Genomic DNA, 17,790 nt, shown 5'->3' with positions numbered 1-17,790 from the left:
ACACCGAGCCCGCGACCCGCCCGCGACCCGCCCGTCCGCCCCTCCGCGGGCTGCGCGGGCACCGTCCGCCGGGAGAATCCCCGGAGTCGGGGCATCCTCTCGCCCCCATTCCCGCGGATGCATAGACTCGAATCGCACCCATGACCGCCTCGCGGCCGGTGCCGCGCGGGCGGCCCCCTCGGAAAGGACTTCGATGGCCAAGGAATCGATCTTCGGACGGATCTCGACCCTCGTGCGCGCGAACGTGAACGCGCTGCTCGATCAGGCGGAGCACCCGCAGAAGATGATCGACCAGCTCATCCGCGACTACACGAACAACATCCGCGAGGCCGAGTCGGCCATCGCGGAGACGATCGGCAACCTGCGCCTGCTCGAGCGCGACCACCAGGAGGACGTGCAGGCCGCGGCCGAATGGGGCAACAAGGCCCTCGCCGCCAGCCGCAAGGCCGACGAGTTCCGCGGGGTCGGCAACCTCGCCGACGCCGACAAGTTCGACAACCTCGCCAAGATCGCGATCCAGCGTCAGATCTCCGAGGAGTCCGAGGCCAAGGCCGCAGCCCCCCAGATCGCGGCGCAGACCGAGGTCGTCGAGAAGCTCAAGTCGGGCCTGAACGGCATGAAGGGCAAGCTGGAGGAGCTCAAGACCAAGCGGAACGAGCTCGTCGCGCGCGCCAAGGTCGCCGAGGCGCAGAACAAGGTGCACGACGCCGTCAAGAGCGTGAACCTGCTCGACCCGACCAGCGAGATCGGCCGCTTCGAGGAGAAGATCCGCCGCCAGGAGGCCCTCGCCGCCGGCAAGGCGGAGCTGGCCGCATCCAGCCTCGACGCCCAGTTCGAGTCGCTCGAGGACGTCGGCGAGCTCACCGAGGTCGAGGCGCGTCTCGCCGCCCTCAAGGCCGGGGCCGCGCCCGCCGCCCTGAACCCGGCGGCGACCCCCCAGCCGCAGGCACTCCCTCAGGCCGACGAGTACCGTCAGCAGCCCTGAGGTCACGAGAGGGCCGGATGCCGCGGCATCCGGCCCTCTCGCTTCCCCGCCCACCGTCGCAAGGAGTCCCGATGACCCGGTTCGTGGTCGTGCCGCAGTGGCAGGGGTCGCCCGCCGCGCGGGCCATGCAGCTCGTCGACGGTGCCGAGGCGATCGCCGGCGACCTGCCGCGATCGGCGTGCGTGCGGGTGGACGTGCCGCTCGAGGCGGGTGACGCGCTCGGCACCCGCGTGCACCGCCTGAGCACCCTGCAGCAGACCCGCGCCCGCATCGACGACCTCCTCGCCTCGGAGACCGACCGCATCGTGATCGTCGGCGGCGACTGCAGCGTCGCCCTCGGCGGCATCGCCCACGCCGCCGCCCGCAACGAGCGTCTCGGCCTCGTCTGGTTCGATGCGCACGGCGACCTGCACACCCCGGACTCCTCGGTGTCGGGCGCGTTCGCCGGCATGGCACTGCGCGCGGCGCTCGGCGACGGCGAGTCCTCACTCGCGGTCTCCCCCGGCATCGCGCCGTCCCGCACCGTGCTGGTCGGTGCCCGCGATCTGGATGTCGCCGAGTCGGCGTTCCTCGCCGACACCCCGCTCGCCCGGCTCGACGCCGTCGATCTCGCCGACACTGCGCTCGCAGACGCCGTGAGCCAGACGGATGCCGACGCGGTGTGGGTGCACCTCGACCTCGACGTGCTCGACCCCGCCGCCATCACGGGGCTGACCGCCGCGTCGCCGTTCGGCGCCGATCCGGCGCGCATCGTCGCCGCCCTCGCGGCGCTCCGCGCCCGGGTGCCGCTCGCGGGTGCGTCGATCACCGGCTTCGCGCCGGCCAGCGCCGCGGCCGCGGTCGATGACCTCGGCACGATCCTGCGACTCGTCGGCGCACTCGCGTGAGCCGCGGCATCCCGGCCGACTGGCGCGCCCGGGCCGACGCGGCCGTCGCCCGCGGACGACGGCTCGACCGGTTCATCCCGTCCGTGCTGCTCGACTCCCCGATCAGCCGTGTCGGCTTCTGGTACGGCTGCACCGTCGGCTGGACCTGGGGGTTCCTGTGGAGCCGGGGGCGGGTCGAGCGCCGCGGCGAGCTGTGGGTGTTCCGCGGCATGCCGTCATGGACCTTCGCCCGCGGCGGCGTCTGCGTCGGCAACTGCTTCCTCACGGGCGACGGCCGGCTCGACGACCGGGTGCTGCGTCACGAGGCGGTGCACGCCCGCCAGTGGCGCCGCTACGGGTTCCTCATGCCCGTGCTCTACACGCTCGCGGGGCGCGACGCCCTCCGCAACCGGTTCGAGATCGAGGCGGGCCTCGAGGACGGCAACTACGTGCCGCGCACCTCGGTGGCCTGAAGCCGCCGCACGATGCGACGGCCGAGCACGACGATCACCGCGAACGGCACGACGATCCACACCAGGTTCGGCAGCACGGCGACGCTGAGGAACCCCGCGATGTCGCCGCGTTCGAGCGACTGTCGGGTCATCTCGAGTCCGCTCGAGGCCTCGACGAGGAAGTAGAGCACGGTCTTCCAGAAGGTCGCGACGCTCACGATCAGGCCGAGCACGACGCCCGACCAGCGTCGCAGGTGCGTGAGCACCCAGATCAGCGCGATCACCTCGAGCAGGTTCGCCCAGCTCTGCGCGCTGCCGAACGCGTCGGCCTGGGCGTAGCGCTGGTCGAACGAGCTGTAGAACACGTGCCCCGGCCAGAACCAGGCGAGCGGTCCACCGGCGTGCGAGAGCGGGCCGAGCAGCTCGTAACAGGCGTCGTAGGTCTGGATGAGGGCTGTCACCACGAACCACACCGCGATCCAGCGCGGCACCAGGAGCGGGGGCTTCGCGGCGGTGCGCTCCGGCGACGTGCTCACGGGGCGATCACCAAGGCCGACCGCAGCGCGGCGAGCTCGTCGGCCGACACGCCCGCCTCCCGCAGGTAGGCACCGCCGTCGCCCCAGCGCTCGTGCAGGTGCGCGAGCACATGCCGCATCGCGCGGGCCGGTGAGTGCAGGTAGAGCTCTTCGAGGTGGCGGCTGCCCGGGTGTGCGCGCGCCAGCCACGCCCGGATCTGCCGGGCCCGCGAGGCCGGCAGGTTCTGCTCGGTGAGGGCGTAGTCGTCCACGATCGCCTCGTCGTCGACACCGGCGGCGGCGAGGGTCACCGCGACCGAGACTCCGGTGCGGTCCTTCCCGATCGCGCAGTGCACGAGAGTCGGATGCCCCGCCGCGATGCTGTGCGCCACGGTGGCGATGCGCTCCCCGGCGTTCTCGAGCAGGTCGAGGTAGGAGTCGTCGAGCGTGACGCCGCTGGCGAGGAATGACTCGAGCGATCCCACGAACATCGGCGCGCGCACGGTTTCGACGCCCAGTCCGTCCACCCGGCTGGGCTCGCGCGCCAGCTCGTCGTCGGATCGCAGGTCGACGATGCGCTCGACGCCGAGTTCGTGCAGGGTGCGTCGCCCGTCGTCGTCGAGACGAGACAGCGCCCCCGACCGGAACAGCACCCCGTGCCGGGTCGTGCCGGCCCCGGCCGGGAGGCCGCCGACGTCGCGGAAGTTGGTGACTCCCGAGACCAACTCGATGCTCGCACCGCTCATGAGCGCCACCCTCGGGTGCGGGCAGAAGACGGGCGTGCGGAGCGGGGGGCGGTCACGCTGTCAGCCTAACGACGCGGCGCCCGCCGCCGGCGGTGCGGTGCAGAATGTGCGGGTGACCGACGACGCTTTCGACGAGTTCTCCTTCCTCCCCGCCCAGGCCGCCGAACTGGGCGCCACCGGGCCGATCCCCGCCGCCGAGCGGTTGACCCTCGCGCTTCCCGACGGCCGCACCCTGAGCGCCCTGCGCTTCGGCGACGCGCCGCCTGCCGTCACATTCCTTCACGGAGCGGGTCTGAACGCCCACACGTTCGACACGACGATCCTGGCCCTCGGGCTGCCGGCGCTCTCGATCGACCTCGCCGGTCACGGCGACTCTTCGTGGCGATCGGATGCCGCGTACACGGCCGGTCCTCTCGCGGACGACGTCGTGCGGGCGCTCGAGGCCTGGACCACGTCGCCGCAGACGCTCGTCGGGCAGTCGCTCGGCGGGCTGACCGCGGCATCCGTCGCCGCACGGCGGCCCGACCTCGTCGCGAGCCTTGTGATCGTCGACATCACCCCCGGCGTGAACCCCGACGAGGGGCCCGCGCAGATCCGCGCCTTCTTCGCCGGCCCGACCTCGTGGGCGAGCCGCGACGAGCTGGTCGAGCGCGCGCTGTCCTTCGGGCTCGGCGGCAGCCGTGGCGCGGCGACCCGCGGCGTCTATCTGAACTCGCGGGTGCGCGAGGACGGCCGCGTCGAGTGGAAGCATCACTTCGCGCACCTCGCCGCCGCCGTCGCGAACGGCGACGCGGACGCCCCGACCTTGGACTCCGCGGTGCGCGATCTGCTGTCCGAGTCGGGGTGGCACGACCTCGCCGCCGTGACCGCACCGATCACCCTCATCCGCGGCGAGCGCGGGTTCGTCTCGGCGGGTGACGCCGATGATTTCTCGCGGCGCCTGCCCGCGGCATCCGTCGTCTCCGTGCCTGCGCGTCACAACGTGCAGGAGGACATCCCGGCCGAGCTGGCGGCCCTCGTGCGTGCGGCCTCCGGCCGCCGATCACCGGCCGTGTGACGTCGCGTGTCGCCGTGTGACGGCGGCCGGTCATCTGGGCCGCGGCCCGGTGCCCCCGACCTAGGCTGAGGGAAGCTCGCCGATCCGGCGCGCGCCCTTCCCCCGCACGGACGTTCCACAGCACGGACATCCCCGCACCGAGAGGATCCCGCATGTTCCGCCGCACCGCACTGGCCGGGGCCGCCATCCTGGCCGCCGCCGCCCTCGCACTCACCGCCTGCTCCGCCGGGGGCAGCAGCGCACCGACCGCTTCCGGCGACCCCAACGCCACGGTCAACATCCGACTGGCACTGGAGCCCACCAACCTCGACATCCGCCAGACCGCGGGGGTCGCCCTCGACCAGGTTCTGATCGACAACGTGTATCAGGGCCTCGTCTCGCGCACGCCCGACCAGAAGATCGTCGCCTCGCTCGCGAGCGCCTGGACGGTGTCCTCCGATGCGCTCACCTACACGTTCACGCTGCGCGACGGCGTCACCTTCGACGACGGTCAGGCGCTGACGCCCGACGACGTGGTGTGGTCGCTCACGCAGCACCGCGACGAGAGCACATGGGCCAACAGCTCCACGCTCTCGCACGTGTCGAACATCAGCGCGAGCGGCAACACCATCACGCTCACCCTCTCGTCGCCCGACTCCCAGCTGCTGTGGAACCTCACCGGGCGCGCCGGCATCATCCTGAAGAAGGGCGACACCGTCGACTACAAGACGAAGGCGAACGGCACCGGACCCTTCACGCTGAAGTCGTGGAACCAGGGCGCGAACATCACGCTCGCCCGCAACGACGCCTACTGGGGCGACAAGGCGAAGGTCGCCGAGGTCGTCTTCGACATCATCCCCGACAACCAGGCCGCGATCTCCGCCGCCCAGTCGGGCGAGGTCGATGTCATCACCGGCTTCGACGCCACTCTCAGCTCTCAGGTCGAGAAGGGCGGCGACTTCTCGGTCGTCAAAGGCAGCGCGACCGACAAGTTCGTGCTCGCCTTCAACAGCACGAAGGCGCCGCTGAACGACACCCGTGTACGCGAGGCGATCCGCCTCGCGATCGACCACAACGCGATCATCGCCGCTGTCGGCTCCGGCAAACCCCTCTACGGTCCGATCCCGCAGCCGGACCCCGGCTACCAGGACCTGTCGTCGACGATCAGCCACGACCCGGCCAAGGCCAAGCAGCTTCTCGCTGACGCGGGAGTGTCGAACCTGACGCTGACGCTCACCGTGCCCTCGTTCTACGGCACGACCATCCCGCAGCTGCTCACCTCGAACCTCGCCGACGCCGGTATCACCCTCAAGGTGAACAGCGTCGACTTCACGACGTGGCTCAACGACGTCTACACGAACAAGAACTACGACCTCAGCCTCGTCGACCACGCCGAGCCGCGAGACTTCGGCAACACCTGGGCGAACGGCAGCTACTACTTCACGTTCAACAACCCGCAGGTGCAGGCGCTCTACCAGCAGGCGATCGCCGCGACCAGCGACCAGCAGGTGGACGACCTGCTCGCGCAGGCTGCGAAGATCGTCGCTGACGACAACGCCGCCGACTGGCTGTACAACTGGGAGTCGGTCGTCGCCGTCGGCAAGGGCATCACCGGCTTCCCCGCCGACAACGTCAACTCTCGCATCAACCTCGCCACCCTGGAGAAGAGCAACGGGTGATCAGATTCACGCTGACACGGCTGGCCCTGCTGATCCTGGGCCTGTTCCTCGCCAGCGTGCTGATCTTCCTCACCCTGCACGTGCTGCCGGGTGACGTGGCCCAGCTGATCGCCGGAACCAACGCGACTGCCGAGCAGATCGCGCGGATCCGGGATCAGCTGGGCCTGACCCGTCCGCTGCCGCTGCAATACCTCGACTGGATCGGCGGAGCGCTGCGCGGCGACCTGGGCACCTCGCTCGTCACCGGAAGCTCGGTGAGCGACGAGCTGCGACAGAAGGCGCAGGTGACACTGCCGCTCGGCCTGCTGTCGCTGCTCATCGCCGTCGTCATCGCCCTGCCCCTCGGCGTCGTGGCCGCCGTGCAACGGCACCGCGCGGGAGGTGCGGCGTTGAGCATCGGCGCGCAGGCCGTGGCCGCGGTTCCGGTCGTCTGGGCGGGCATGATGCTCGTCATCGTCTTCGCCGTGACCCTCGGCTGGCTGCCCGCGCAAGGCTTCCCCCGCTCGGGCTGGTCGGATCCAGGGCTCGCGCTGCGCGCCCTCATCCTCCCGGCGCTGACCATCGGCGTCGTCGAGGGTGCGCTGCTCATGCGCTTCGTGCGCTCGGCGACACTGCAGGCCCTCGACCAGGACTACGTGACCGCCGCCGCCGCGAAGGGCCTCACCCGCACACGCGCACTCGTGCGCCACGGGCTGCCGAACGTGGGGCTCTCGATCATCAGCGTGCTCGGCCTGCAGATCGCGGCGATCATCGTGGGCGCCGTCGTCATCGAGCAGCTCTTCTCCCTGCCCGGCATCGGACGGATGCTGGTGGCCGACGTGCAGGCACGGGACATCCCGAAGGTGCAGGGCGAGCTGCTCGCGCTCACCGCCTTCGTGCTCATCGTCGGCTTCGCCGTCGACCTGGTGCACCGGCTCATCGACCCGAGACAGCGGGAGGCGTCATGAGCGACAGTGTGATCGCCCGGGTGTGGCGACTCCCCGCCGGCCGCATCGGGCTCGTCATCGCCGCCGCGGTGCTGGCGACCGCCGCCGTCGCCCTGGTCTGGACCCCGTTCGATCCGCAGCGCACCGACGTCGAGATCCGCTGGCAGCTGCCGAGCTGGCCGCACCTGCTCGGCACGGACGCGACGGGCCGCGACATCCTGAGCCTGCTCATGGCGGGCGCCCGCACCACGGTCGTCGTCGCGGTCGGCGCGGGGATCATCGCGACCGTGCTCGGTCTCGTGCTCGCCGCGCTCGGCGCCCTCACGCCGCGCCTCGTGCGCGAGAGCGTCGCGGTCGTCGTCGACGTGCTGATCGCGTTCCCCGTGCTGCTGATCGCCATGATGATCACCGCGGTCTGGGGCGGGTCGGTCTGGGTGGTCATCGTCGCGGTGGGCATCGGATTCGGGGTGAACATCGCCCGCGTCACGAGACCCGAGCTGCGTCGCGTGCTGCTGAGCGACGTCGTGCTCGCGGGGCGCGCGGCGGGCCTGACCCCCGCGCAGAACCTGTGGCGGCACCTGCTGCCGAACGTGCTGCCGGTGTTCATCGTGCAGCTGTCGTGGGGCATGGCGGTGGCGGTGCTCGCCGAGGCGGGGCTGTCGTACCTCGGGTTCGGGGCGCCGGTGACGGATGCCTCGTGGGGCCTCCTGCTCTCGCAGCTGCAGCAGTACATCAGCGTGTACCCGCTGTCGGTCGTCTGGCCGGGGCTTGCGATCTCGCTCACCGTGCTCGGGCTGAACCTGCTCGGTGACGCCCTGCGCGAGGCGACCGATCCCCTGCTGCGCGCGAGCGGCGGCAGCGCCCGCCGCGCCCGCACCCACGTGCCGGGGGTGGTCGCGTGAGCCTCGAGGTGACCGACCTCGTCGTCGAGATCGGCGGCGTGCGCGTCGTCGACGGCGTCACGTTCGCGGTGCCCGAGGGGGCGCGCGTCGGGCTGATCGGCGCGTCCGGCTCGGGCAAGTCGCTCACCGCGCGGGCGCTGCTGGGACTGCTGCCCGACGGCGCGGCAGTGTCGGGCAGCATCCGGTGGCAGGGGGTCGAACTCGTCGGGCTGCGCGACCGCGAGCTCGCCCGTCGTCGCGGGCGGGAACTCGCCATGGTGTTCCAGGACCCGCTGACGGCCCTCGACCCGGTGCGCACTGTCGGCCGCCAGATCTCCGAGGCGGCCGCGATCCACGGTGAGCGCTCCCGCACCGAGCGGCGCCGCCTCGCCGTCCAGGGCGCCCGCCGTGTGGCACTGCCCGACCCCGAACGCATCGTGGCGCGTTACCCGCACCAGCTCTCCGGCGGGCAGCGTCAACGCGTCGCGATCGCGATGGCCCTGGCCGCACGCCCCCGCCTGCTGGTCGCCGACGAGCCGACCACCGCACTCGACGTCACCGTGCAGGCCGGCATCCTCGAACTGCTGCGCCGACTCGCCGACGAGGACCGCATGTCGCTCGTGTTCATCACCCACGACCTCGCCGTGCTCGCCCAGGTCGCGACCGAAGCGGTCGTGCTCTCGGCCGGACGGGTGGTCGAGACCGGTCCCCTCACGACCCTTCTCACCGAGCCCGCCTCGCCCGTCACGCGGGGCCTGCTGCGCGACGCCGCGGCGACGCTGTGGCGCGGGGCCGCGACATCCGACCTGCCCGAGGAGTCCGCATGACCGCGCTCATCGAGGCCCGCGGGCTCACGCGGGTGCACCGCGGGCCGCGCCGCGCCCTGTTCGGCCCGCGCGAGACCACGACGGCGCTCGACGGTGTCGACCTCGACGTGACCGAGGGCTCGGCGCTGGGGGTCATCGGCGAGTCCGGGTCGGGCAAGTCCACGCTCGTGCGGCTGCTGCTCGCACTCGACGCGCCGACCACCGGCAGTGTGCGCATCGACGGCCGAGAGGTGGATGCCGCCTCCCCCGCCCGCGCCCTGCACTGGCTGCGGCGCGAGACCGGCATCGTCTTCCAGGATCCGTACGCCTCTCTCGATGCCCGCATGCGCGTCGGCCGCATCATCGCCGAGCCGCTGTGGGCGCTGGGCATCGACGGCGACCGTCGCGCGCGCGTCGCCGAAGTGCTCGCGGCCGTCGGTCTCGATGCGGATGCCGCGGCCCGCTACCCGCACGAATTCTCGGGCGGGCAGCGCCAGCGCATCGCGATCGCACGGGCCATCGTGCACCGGCCGCGCATCCTCGTGGGCGACGAGCCACTGTCGGCCCTCGATGTGTCGGTGCGGGCGCAGATCCTTGAGGTGCTGGCCGACCTGCGCCGCAGCGAGGGCCTGACCCTCGTGCTCGTCTCCCACGAGATCGGGGTCGTGCAGAGCATCTGCGACGAGGTCGTGGTCATGTCCTCCGGGCGCATCGTCGAGCGCGGGACGACCGCGCGGGTGCTCGCGCAGCCGCAGCATCCGTACACCCGTCAGCTGCTCGCCGCGATCCCGACGCTCCCCGGCATCTGAGACCGCGCCGCGTCAGTCGGCGTCGGCGTCGGCTCGGGTGTCGTCGGGGCTGTCTCGCAGCCGCCCGAACAGCCCGCGCTTCTTCGTCGGCTTCAGCGACTTCTGCAGGTACACCGTGCCGAGCCACCGGCCGAACTTGAAGCCGACGCGGCCCATCCGACCGACCTCGACGAAGCCGAGCTTCTCGTGCAGCACCAGGGAGCCCTCCGCGCCCTTGTCGCTGATGACGGCGACGATCTCGCGGATGCCGTTCGCCTCGCACGCGGCGATCAGCGCCTCGAGCAGGGCACGGCCGAGGCCCTTGCCCGACGACGCGTGACCGAGGTAGATCGAGTCCTCGACGGTGAAGCGGAACGCGGACTTGCCCGCCCACGGCTGCACGAGCGCGTACCCGAGCACCTGCCCGGTCGGCGACTCGGCGACGAGGAAGGGCATCTTCTGCTTCTGCAGGTAGGCGAACTTGTCACGCCACTTCGCGAGCGACCACTTCTTCTCGTCGAAGGTCACGACGGAGTTGGTGACGTAGTAGTTGTAGATCTCGCGGATGTCGGCGAGATCGCTCTCCTCTGCGGCACGGATCTCGTAGCTGAAGGGCCGCTCCGACAGTTCGGCGCGACGCTGCTGCTGCCGGAACAGGGTCCAGCGCGACGGGTTGTATTCCTCCTCCAGCATGCGCCCAGGATACGCGCACGACGGCCGCGCGACGCACGGCGCCGTCAGGCCGGGATGCGCCAGTCGACCGGGGCGACGCCGCGCTCTTCCAGCAGCGCGTTCGCGCGGGAGAACGGGCGCGACCCGAAGAAGCCGCGGTGCGCCGACAGCGGTGACGGATGCGGCGACTCGATGATCGGCGTCTCGCCCAGCAGCGGACGGAGGTTCGCGGCATCCCGACCCCACAGGATCGCCACGAGCGGAGCCGCCTCGCCCGTGGGCGTCTGCCGCGCGACGAGGGTGCGGATCGCGTGCTCGGTCACCTTCTCCCAGCCCCAGCCGCGGTGGGATGCGGGCTGACCCGGCGCGACGGTGAGCACGCGGTTGAGCAGCATGACGCCCTGATCGGCCCATGCCGACAGGTCGCCGTGCGGCGCCTTCGGCAGGTCGAGGTCGTCGGCGAGCTCGCGGTAGATGTTCTCCAGCGAGCGCGGCAGCGGCCGCACATGCGCGTCGACCGCGAACGAGAGTCCGATCGGATGCCCGGGTGTCGGATACGGGTCCTGCCCGACGATCAGCACCCGCACCTCGGCGAGCGGGCGGGCGAACGCCCGCAGCACCCGGTCGCCCGACGGCAGGTAGTGGCGACCCTCCGCGATCTCGGCGCGCAGACGATCGCCGAGCGCGGCGATGTCCGCGGCGACCGGCTCGAGCGCCCGCGCCCAGCCCTCGTCGACCAGCCCCGCGGCGGCGAGCTCGGTCAGACTCATCGCCATCCCGGTGCCTCTCAGGCGGATGCGGGCAGGCCGCCGTCCTCTTCGAGGACCGAGCCCTTCCACGACCACGGGAAGTTGATCCAGCGATCGGTGCGCTTCCAGGAGAAGTCCGGCTCGATGATGGTGGTCGGCTTCGTGTAGATCGTCACCGAGCGCACCTCGGCGCCCCGGTCGACCAGCAGCTTCACGGCGAGATCGAGCGTGCGGCCACTGTCGGCGACGTCGTCGACGAGCAGCACCTTCCGCCCCTCGAGGTAGGAGAGGTCGAGCGCCGGCGGCAGCACCTCGGGGGCGTCGAGCACGGTGCCGATGCCGGTGTAGAACTCGACGTTGATCGCGCCGCAGTTCTTGATGCCCAGCCCGTACGCGATGGCACCGGCCGGCAGCAGACCGCCACGGGCGATCGCCACGACGACCTCGGGCACGAACCCGGCCGCGAGGATGTCCCGCGACAGCGACCTCGACGCCTCGCCGAAGCCGTCCCAGGTCAGATGCTCGCGCTCCTCGTTCGCCTCGCCCACTCGACGCCGTCCTTCCCGCGCCGAGCGGCGCACCGCACCAGCCTAGGCGCTCAGCCCTCCCGCACGTGCAGCGGGCCGCGGGCGAGCACATGCTGCGCCGACTGAGCCACCGGACGCACGATGACGAGGTCGAGGTTCACGTGGCCGGGTGCCTCGACCGCGTACGCGATGAGGTCGGCGATGTCGTCGGCGACGAGCGGCGCCTCGACACCCTCGTACACCTTGTCGGCGGCACCCTGATCTCCGCCGAGTCGGTTGAGCGAGAACTCCTCGGTCTGCACCATGCCCGGCGCGATCTCGACGACGCGCAGCGGCTCACCGTTGAGCTCGAGGCGCAGCGCCTGGGCGAGAGCCGACTCCGCCGCCTTCGCCGCGTTGTACCCGCCGCCGCCCTGGTAGGCGACGCGCGCCGCGGTCGAGGTCACGATCACGATGTCGGCGACACCGTCGGCCTTGGCGGCCTCGCGCAGCAGGGGCAGAAGGGATGCCACGACCCGCTGCGTCGACAGGACGTTGACGTCGTACATCCACTGCCAGTCGTCGACATCCCCGGTGGCGACGTGATCGGTGCCGCGAGCACCACCCGCGACCTGGATCACGCTGTTCACCGATCCGGAGGCGGCGAGGAAATCGCGGAGCGCGGCGACGTCGGCGGCGACGGTGAGGTCGGCGGCGAACGGGACCACGCCGGTCTCGGCCGCGAGCGCCTCGAGACGGTCCGCGCGGCGGGCGACGGCCACCACGTCCCACCCGTCGGCACGGAGCTTGCGCGCCGTCGCCTCGCCGATCCCCGAACTTGCCCCCGTCACTACCGCACGCTTGGTCATACCGTCCACGCTAGCGGGCGCGGGCGGGTGCTCAGACACGGGCGGAGGGAGCGGCATCCGTCGTTGCTATGACGGGGCTGAACGTCGTGTTACGCGGCGAGTCGGCGCCCTTGTCGGCTCCCGGCACGCCCCCTACTGTCGTGGCAAGCCACCGACCACTTCACCACCCGCACCCCAGAGGAGCACCGATGACCTCTTCCGAGAACTGGCGTTTCGAGACCAAGCAGGTTCACACCGGCGCGCAGCCCGACCCTGTCACCAAGGCTCGTGCCACGCCGATCTACCAGACCACCTCCTACGTGTTCGACAACACGGACCACGCCGCGAACCTCTTCGCGCTGGCCGAGTTCGGCAACATCTACACCCGCATCCAGAACCCCACCCAGGATGTCGTCGAGCAGCGCCTCGCCGCGCTCGAGGGCGGCACCGGTTCGCTCCTCGTTGCGAGCGGCCAGGCGGCGGAGTCGTTCGCCGTGCTGAACATCGCGCAGGCCGGCGACCACATCGTCTCGTCGAGCTCGATCTACGGCGGCACCTACAACCTCTTCAAGTACACCCTCGCCAAGCTCGGCATCGAGACGACCTTCGTCGAGAACCAGGACGACCCCGAGGAGTGGCGCCGCGCGGTGCGCCCGAACACGAAGCTCTTCTTCGCCGAGACGATCGGCAACCCGAAGATCAACGTGCTCGACATCCGCACGGTCGCCGACATCGCGCACGAGAACCGCGTGCCGCTGATCGTCGACAACACGATCGCGACGCCGTACCTCATCCGTCCGTTCGAGCACGGCGCCGACATCGTGGTGCACTCGGCGACGAAGTTCATCGGCGGTCACGGCACCACCATCGGCGGCATCATCGTCGACGGCGGCACCTTCCCGTGGTCGCAGAACGTCGACAAGTTCCCCGGTCTCACCGAGCCCGACCCCTCGTACCACGGCGCCAGCTACACCGCGGCGGTCGGCGACGGTCTCGCGTACATCATCAAGGCCCGCGTGCAGCTGCTGCGCGACCTCGGCGCCGCCATCGCACCGCAGAGCGCCTGGCTGCTCATCCAGGGCCTCGAGACCCTGTCGCTGCGCATCGAGCGTCACGTGCAGAACGCGCAGGAGATAGCCGAGTGGCTGGAGAACCACGAGGACGTCGCGAGCGTGAACTACTCGGGCCTGCCCACCTCGCCCTGGTACGCCGCCGCCAACCGCTACGCCCCGAAGGGCGTCGGCGCGGTGCTCTCGTTCGAGCTCAAGGGCGGCGTCGAGGCCGGCCGTGCGTTCGTGAACGCGCTGACCCTGTTCAGCCACCTCGCGAACATCGGCGACGTGCGCTCGCTCGTCATCCACCCTGCCTCGACCACGCACTCGCAGCTGACCCCCGAGCAGCAGCTCACGACCGGTGTCACCCCCGGCCTCGTGCGCCTCTCGGTCGGCATCGAGAACATCGACGACCTCAAGGCCGACCTCGAGCAGGCGCTCGGCGCCGCCCGCACGGTCGCTGAGGCCGCGCGGGTCTGACCCTCCTCAGGCGATCGACGCCCCCGTCCGGATTCCGGGCGGGGGCGTCGTCGGTTGCGGCCCCGACACCGCCCTGCGACTGGCCACTCGACCGATCGTGAGGCAGGCTGGCGGCATCCGTCACATCGAGGGGGTGCGCATGGGCGACGCCGACGACGAGCGAGAGCTCGCCGCCTACTACGACGACTTCGGCCGGTATTGGGCGCACGGCACGTCGCCGTTGTACGAGGACTGGGCCTGCGCGATCGCCGAGGACGCCGAGGTGCTGCGACGCCTCACCGCACTGCCGCGCCGCCAGCAGCAGGCGAACCTGCTGTTCGCCGCCGCGCGTCGCGCCGGAGTGCCACTGCACCCGTACGCCGAGGTGCGAGAGGAGCTGCTCGACGCGTGGGATCGCATTTCCGAGATCTCGGCGACGCATTCCACCCAGACCAATGAACCCGGCCGCGCGGCGACATGGCTGCCGCCGCTGTCACGGCTCGACGGGCCGGTCGCCCTGCTCGAGGTGGGCGCCGCGGGCGGACTGTGCCTCTTCCCCGACCACTGCCGGGTGACGTACACGACTCCCGCAGGCGAGTTCCTGCACGAGCCGGCTGCCGCAGGCCCGACCATCGACCTCCGGTGCACCGTCGACGACGCTGCGGCGGTGCCGACCGGACCGGTGGATGTGGCCTGGCGCGCCGGGCTCGACCTTGCCCCCATCGACGTGCGCGACCCCGAAGCGCTGCGCTGGCTCGAGCTTCTGGTGTGGCCGGGCCCCGACCACGACGCGCGCATCGCACGACTTCGTCAGGCAGCGGATGCCGCGGCATCCGCCCCGCCCCGGATCGTCAGCGGCGACCTCGTCGACGACCTCGAGGCGCTCGCTGCGACAGCACCGGCGGACGCGCACCTCGTGGTGTTCCACAGCGCGGTGTTGATGTACCCGGATGCCGCGAAACGCGACACGTTCGTCGCGCTCGTGGGAGACCTCGGTCGACGGCTCGGCCGCCGGGTGACCTGGCTGTCCAATGAGAGCCGCGGCACCTTCCCGGCGCTCGACGATCGGCTCCCCGCCGACCTTCGAGCGCACCACCGATTCGTGCAGCGACGCAACGGCACCCCGATCGCCCTCGCCGGGCAGCACGGCGCGACCTACGAGATCACCCCGTTCGCGTAACAGTCCCCGGAGCAGCGCCACGGGCGGGGAGAATGGAGCGATGGACTGGCAGACTTCCGAGGACACGGTGCCGAGCGCGCCGGTTTCGGAAGCCGACGCCCGCCGCCTCGGCGGCCGCCCCCCGGCGACCGGGGCGTGGCGTGACGGCGATCCGGCCGGCGACCGACGGTTCGCCGCCTTCGGCGCGTTCACGACCGAGGGCGGGGCCACCCTCCCCGCCTACCGGCTCGCCTTCGAGACCTGGGGTGAGCTCTCCCCCGCCCGCGACAACGCCGTGCTCGTGCTGCACGCCCTCACGGGCGACTCGCACGTGCGCGGCGAGGGCGGGCCGGGGCATCCGACCGACGGCTGGTGGGGGGACATCGTCGGACCCGGCGCTCCGATCGACACCGACCGGTGGTTCGTCATCGCCCCCAACATGCTCGGCGGCTGCCAGGGATCGACGGGTGCAGCGAGCATCGGACCACGTGGCGCCGAGTGGGGTGCGCGTTTCCCGTATCTCACGATCCGCGACCAGGTCGAGGCGCAGCTGCGGCTGGTCGATGCGCTGGGCATCGAGCGGTTCGCGGGGGTGATCGGCGGATCCATGGGCGGTATGCACGCCCTCGAGTGGGCGATCTCGCATCCCGAGCGGGTCGCCCGGCTCGGCGTCCTCGCCGCTCCCCCGATCGTCACCGCCGACCAGGTCGCTCTGAACTCCGCCCAGCTCGCGGCCATCCGCCTCGACCCCGGGTTCGAGGGCGGCGACTACTACGACGCGGCCGCCGGTGAGGGACCGCACCGTGGGCTCGCGCTCGCGCGCCGCATGGCGCTGTTGAACTACCGCAGTCCCGAAGAGCTGAACCTGCGCTTCCAGCGGTCGTGGCAGTCGGATGTCTCGCCCCTCGGCCACGGCGGACGCTTCGCCGTGGAGTCCTACCTAGACTTCCACGGCAACAAGTTCACGCGCCGCTTCGACGCGAACGCCTACGTGACGCTCGTCGAGGCCATGAACTCGCACGACGTCGGCCGCGACCGGGGCGGCGTCGAGGAGGCGCTGCGACGGATCACCGCCACGACCCTCGTGCTGGGCATCGACAGCGACCGACTCTTCCCCGTCGACGGCCAGCACCGCATCGCGCGCAGCATCCGGCGCACGCTCGACGGCGACCGGGCGGTCGTCATCTCGAGCGACTTCGGCCACGACGGCTTCCTCATCGAGTCCGACGAGGTCGGCGGGCACCTGCGGCGGCTGCTCGACGCACCCGCCGGCTGACACGCGCGAAGCAGCCGTCCCGGTCAGTCCGGGAGCAGGCGTCAGTCCGCGGGACCGGCGATCGCCAGGCCCGCGCGGCGACGAGACCTGTCCTCGACGCGGAACGAGAGCCACGCGATGCCGAAGCCGATCAGCGCAAGACCGACACCGACCCACGCCGGCGCGACGAACCCCCAGCCCCACGCGATCACGACGCCGCCGAGGAATGCGCCGAGGCTGTTGCCGATGTTGAACGCCGAGTGGTTGAGGGCGGCCGCGATCGACTGGTTGTCCTCCGCGACATCCATGAGACGGGTCTGCGCGGTCGGATTCACCGACGACGACACCAGCCCCATGACGAACACGAGGGCCGCGAGCGGGACGATCCAGTGCGACACGAGCGCGAGGATCACCAGCACCAGCGCGATCGACAGCAGCCCGCCGAGGAGGGTGCGCCGTAGGTTGATGTCGGCGAGGTAGCCGCCGATGATGTTTCCGATCGTCATCCCGACGCCCATGAGCACGAGCACGATCGGCACGACCCACTCGGGCGCGTGGGCGACATCCGTGACCATCGGCGCGACGTAGCTGTAGAGCGCGAAGAACCCGCCGAAGCCGATCGCGCCGAGCGCGAGGGTGAACCACACCTGCGGGATACGGAACACCCGCAGCTCCGCGCGCATGGTGCGGCCCGGGTCGCCGGGGTGGGCCGGCACGAACAGGGCGATCATGATCGCCGTGACCACCCAGAGCACGGCGACCACGCCGTAGGCGGCGCGCCATCCGATCTGCTGCCCGAGGAACGTGCCGAGCGGCACGCCGACCACGTTCGCGACGGTGAGACCCGTGAGGATGAACGCGACACCCTTGGCCCGCTTGCCCGGACCCATCACGTCGGCGGCGACGAGGGCGCCGATGCCGAAGTAGGCGCCGTGCGGCAGTCCCGTCACGAGGCGCGCGACCGCGACCCACCCGAAGGTCGGCGCGAGCACGGTGAGCAGGTTGCCGACGGCGAGCACGATCGACAGCACGAGCATGACGCGGTGGCGCGGATAGCGTGCGACGAACCCGGCGATGGTGGGCGCGCCGATGACGACGCCGAGCGCGTACAGGCTGATGAGCCAGCCGGCCTGGGCGATCGCGTCGCCGGGGGCGGTGGCCCACGTCTGGGGCAGCAGGTCCTGCGCGACGTTCGGCAACAGGCCCATGACGACGAATTCGCCCATGCCGATCGCGAAGCTGCCGATGGCCAAGGAGAGAAGCGCCGCCGTTGCCGCCCCCTTCGATATCTGAGGGGAGGTCACAACAAAATGGTACGCCCGGGATCGACCCCTGTCGAATCGTTTCGGCGCCCACGCTCGCACCCGCCGCCATACACGTCCGCGCGCGCAGATCGGAGCGTGCACGCGA

At 71.4% G+C, this 17,790-nt stretch carries 19 protein-coding genes; 12 read left to right on the top strand and 7 right to left on the bottom strand.

Annotated elements, in window-relative coordinates:
- Window positions 1–193: 193 nt before the first annotated feature.
- The 3 genes from RR49_RS12055 (at window position 194) to RR49_RS12045 (ending at window position 2,324) form a co-directional block, all read left to right on the top strand.
- The gene (locus RR49_RS12055) at window positions 194–985 is read left to right on the top strand and encodes a PspA/IM30 family protein (protein WP_045248325.1); all 792 of its coding nucleotides are present in this window, start codon (window positions 194–196) and stop codon (window positions 983–985) included.
- A gap of 71 nt (window positions 986–1,056) precedes the next feature.
- Entirely contained in the window at window positions 1,057–1,872 is an 816-nt protein-coding gene (locus RR49_RS12050) for an arginase family protein (protein WP_045248324.1), read from the top strand.
- Window positions 1,869–2,324 carry a hypothetical protein gene (locus tag RR49_RS12045; protein ID WP_045248323.1) on the top strand — a complete coding sequence of 152 codons (456 nt, stop codon included), beginning with the start codon at window positions 1,869–1,871 and terminating at the stop codon, window positions 2,322–2,324. Before RR49_RS12050 ends, RR49_RS12045 begins: the two co-directional genes overlap by 4 nt.
- On the opposite strand, the gene RR49_RS12040 is transcribed toward RR49_RS12045, so the two are convergent.
- Window positions 2,297–2,839 carry a hypothetical protein gene (locus RR49_RS12040; RefSeq protein WP_045248322.1) on the bottom strand — a complete coding sequence of 181 codons (543 nt, stop codon included), beginning with the start codon at window positions 2,837–2,839 and terminating at the stop codon, window positions 2,297–2,299. The genes RR49_RS12045 and RR49_RS12040 overlap by 28 nt on opposite strands.
- Window positions 2,836–3,564: a tyrosine-protein phosphatase gene (locus RR49_RS12035; protein WP_045248321.1), complete on the bottom strand. Its 729-nt coding sequence runs from the start codon at window positions 3,562–3,564 to the stop codon at window positions 2,836–2,838. The genes RR49_RS12040 and RR49_RS12035 overlap by 4 nt, the downstream gene beginning before the upstream one ends.
- Window positions 3,565–3,676: 112 nt before the next feature.
- On the opposite strand from RR49_RS12035, the gene RR49_RS12030 reads away from it, so the two are divergent.
- From RR49_RS12030 to RR49_RS12005, 6 genes are all read left to right on the top strand, one after another.
- Window positions 3,677–4,621, top strand: coding sequence for an alpha/beta fold hydrolase (locus RR49_RS12030; RefSeq protein ID WP_235557389.1), 945 nt, complete (start codon window positions 3,677–3,679; stop codon window positions 4,619–4,621).
- Between the two features lie 152 nt (window positions 4,622–4,773).
- Window positions 4,774–6,279 carry an ABC transporter substrate-binding protein gene (locus RR49_RS12025; protein WP_045248320.1) on the top strand — a complete coding sequence of 502 codons (1,506 nt, stop codon included), beginning with the start codon at window positions 4,774–4,776 and terminating at the stop codon, window positions 6,277–6,279.
- Complete coding sequence (locus RR49_RS12020; protein ID WP_045248319.1) at window positions 6,276–7,226, top strand: ABC transporter permease; 951 nt, start codon at window positions 6,276–6,278, stop codon at window positions 7,224–7,226. Before RR49_RS12025 ends, RR49_RS12020 begins: the two co-directional genes overlap by 4 nt.
- Entirely contained in the window at window positions 7,223–8,107 is an 885-nt protein-coding gene (locus RR49_RS12015; RefSeq protein WP_045248318.1) for an ABC transporter permease, read from the top strand. Before RR49_RS12020 ends, RR49_RS12015 begins: the two co-directional genes overlap by 4 nt.
- Window positions 8,104–8,913, top strand: a complete 810-nt coding sequence (locus tag RR49_RS12010) for an ABC transporter ATP-binding protein (protein WP_045248317.1) — start codon at window positions 8,104–8,106, stop codon at window positions 8,911–8,913. The genes RR49_RS12015 and RR49_RS12010 overlap by 4 nt, the downstream gene beginning before the upstream one ends.
- Complete coding sequence (locus RR49_RS12005; RefSeq protein ID WP_045248316.1) at window positions 8,910–9,701, top strand: ABC transporter ATP-binding protein; 792 nt, start codon at window positions 8,910–8,912, stop codon at window positions 9,699–9,701. The genes RR49_RS12010 and RR49_RS12005 overlap by 4 nt, the downstream gene beginning before the upstream one ends.
- A gap of 12 nt (window positions 9,702–9,713) precedes the next feature.
- Here the strand turns inward: RR49_RS12005 and RR49_RS12000 are convergent, their stop codons facing one another.
- The 4 genes from RR49_RS12000 to RR49_RS11985 are packed head-to-tail and all read right to left on the bottom strand — an operon-like array spanning window position 9,714 to window position 12,476.
- The gene (locus tag RR49_RS12000) at window positions 9,714–10,373 is read right to left on the bottom strand and encodes a GNAT family N-acetyltransferase (protein ID WP_045248315.1); all 660 of its coding nucleotides are present in this window, start codon (window positions 10,371–10,373) and stop codon (window positions 9,714–9,716) included.
- Window positions 10,374–10,417: 44 nt separating this feature from the next.
- Window positions 10,418–11,128 carry a uracil-DNA glycosylase gene (locus RR49_RS11995; RefSeq protein ID WP_045248314.1) on the bottom strand — a complete coding sequence of 237 codons (711 nt, stop codon included), beginning with the start codon at window positions 11,126–11,128 and terminating at the stop codon, window positions 10,418–10,420.
- Between the two features lie 11 nt (window positions 11,129–11,139).
- Window positions 11,140–11,649 carry a phosphoribosyltransferase gene (locus tag RR49_RS11990; RefSeq protein WP_045248313.1) on the bottom strand — a complete coding sequence of 170 codons (510 nt, stop codon included), beginning with the start codon at window positions 11,647–11,649 and terminating at the stop codon, window positions 11,140–11,142.
- A 50-nt stretch (window positions 11,650–11,699) separates the two neighbouring features.
- On the bottom strand, window positions 11,700–12,476 hold the full coding sequence (locus RR49_RS11985) for an SDR family NAD(P)-dependent oxidoreductase (RefSeq protein WP_045248312.1): 777 nt from the start codon (window positions 12,474–12,476) through the stop codon (window positions 11,700–11,702).
- A 188-nt stretch (window positions 12,477–12,664) separates the two neighbouring features.
- On the opposite strand from RR49_RS11985, the gene RR49_RS11980 reads away from it, so the two are divergent.
- The 3 genes from RR49_RS11980 (at window position 12,665) to metX (ending at window position 16,401) form a co-directional block, all read left to right on the top strand.
- Window positions 12,665–13,987, top strand: a complete 1,323-nt coding sequence (locus tag RR49_RS11980; RefSeq protein ID WP_045248311.1) for a bifunctional o-acetylhomoserine/o-acetylserine sulfhydrylase — start codon at window positions 12,665–12,667, stop codon at window positions 13,985–13,987.
- 139 nt (window positions 13,988–14,126) lie between these two features.
- Window positions 14,127–15,146 (top strand): DUF2332 domain-containing protein, encoded by a 1,020-nt coding sequence (locus tag RR49_RS11975; RefSeq protein ID WP_045248310.1) that lies wholly within the window; start codon window positions 14,127–14,129, stop codon window positions 15,144–15,146.
- Between the two features lie 40 nt (window positions 15,147–15,186).
- Entirely contained in the window at window positions 15,187–16,401 is a 1,215-nt protein-coding gene (gene metX, locus RR49_RS11970; RefSeq protein WP_045248309.1) for a homoserine O-acetyltransferase MetX, read from the top strand.
- Between the two features lie 41 nt (window positions 16,402–16,442).
- Here the strand turns inward: metX and RR49_RS11965 are convergent, their stop codons facing one another.
- Window positions 16,443–17,684: an MFS transporter gene (locus RR49_RS11965; RefSeq protein WP_045248308.1), complete on the bottom strand. Its 1,242-nt coding sequence runs from the start codon at window positions 17,682–17,684 to the stop codon at window positions 16,443–16,445.
- Between the last annotated feature and the right edge of the window lie 106 nt (window positions 17,685–17,790).

This window comes from Microbacterium ginsengisoli (assembly GCF_000956535.1).
GTDB classification, from domain to species: domain Bacteria; phylum Actinomycetota; class Actinomycetes; order Actinomycetales; family Microbacteriaceae; genus Microbacterium; species Microbacterium ginsengisoli.
Note: the sequence above shows the minus strand (reverse complement) of the source record. Positions and strands in the feature narration are given on the sequence as shown.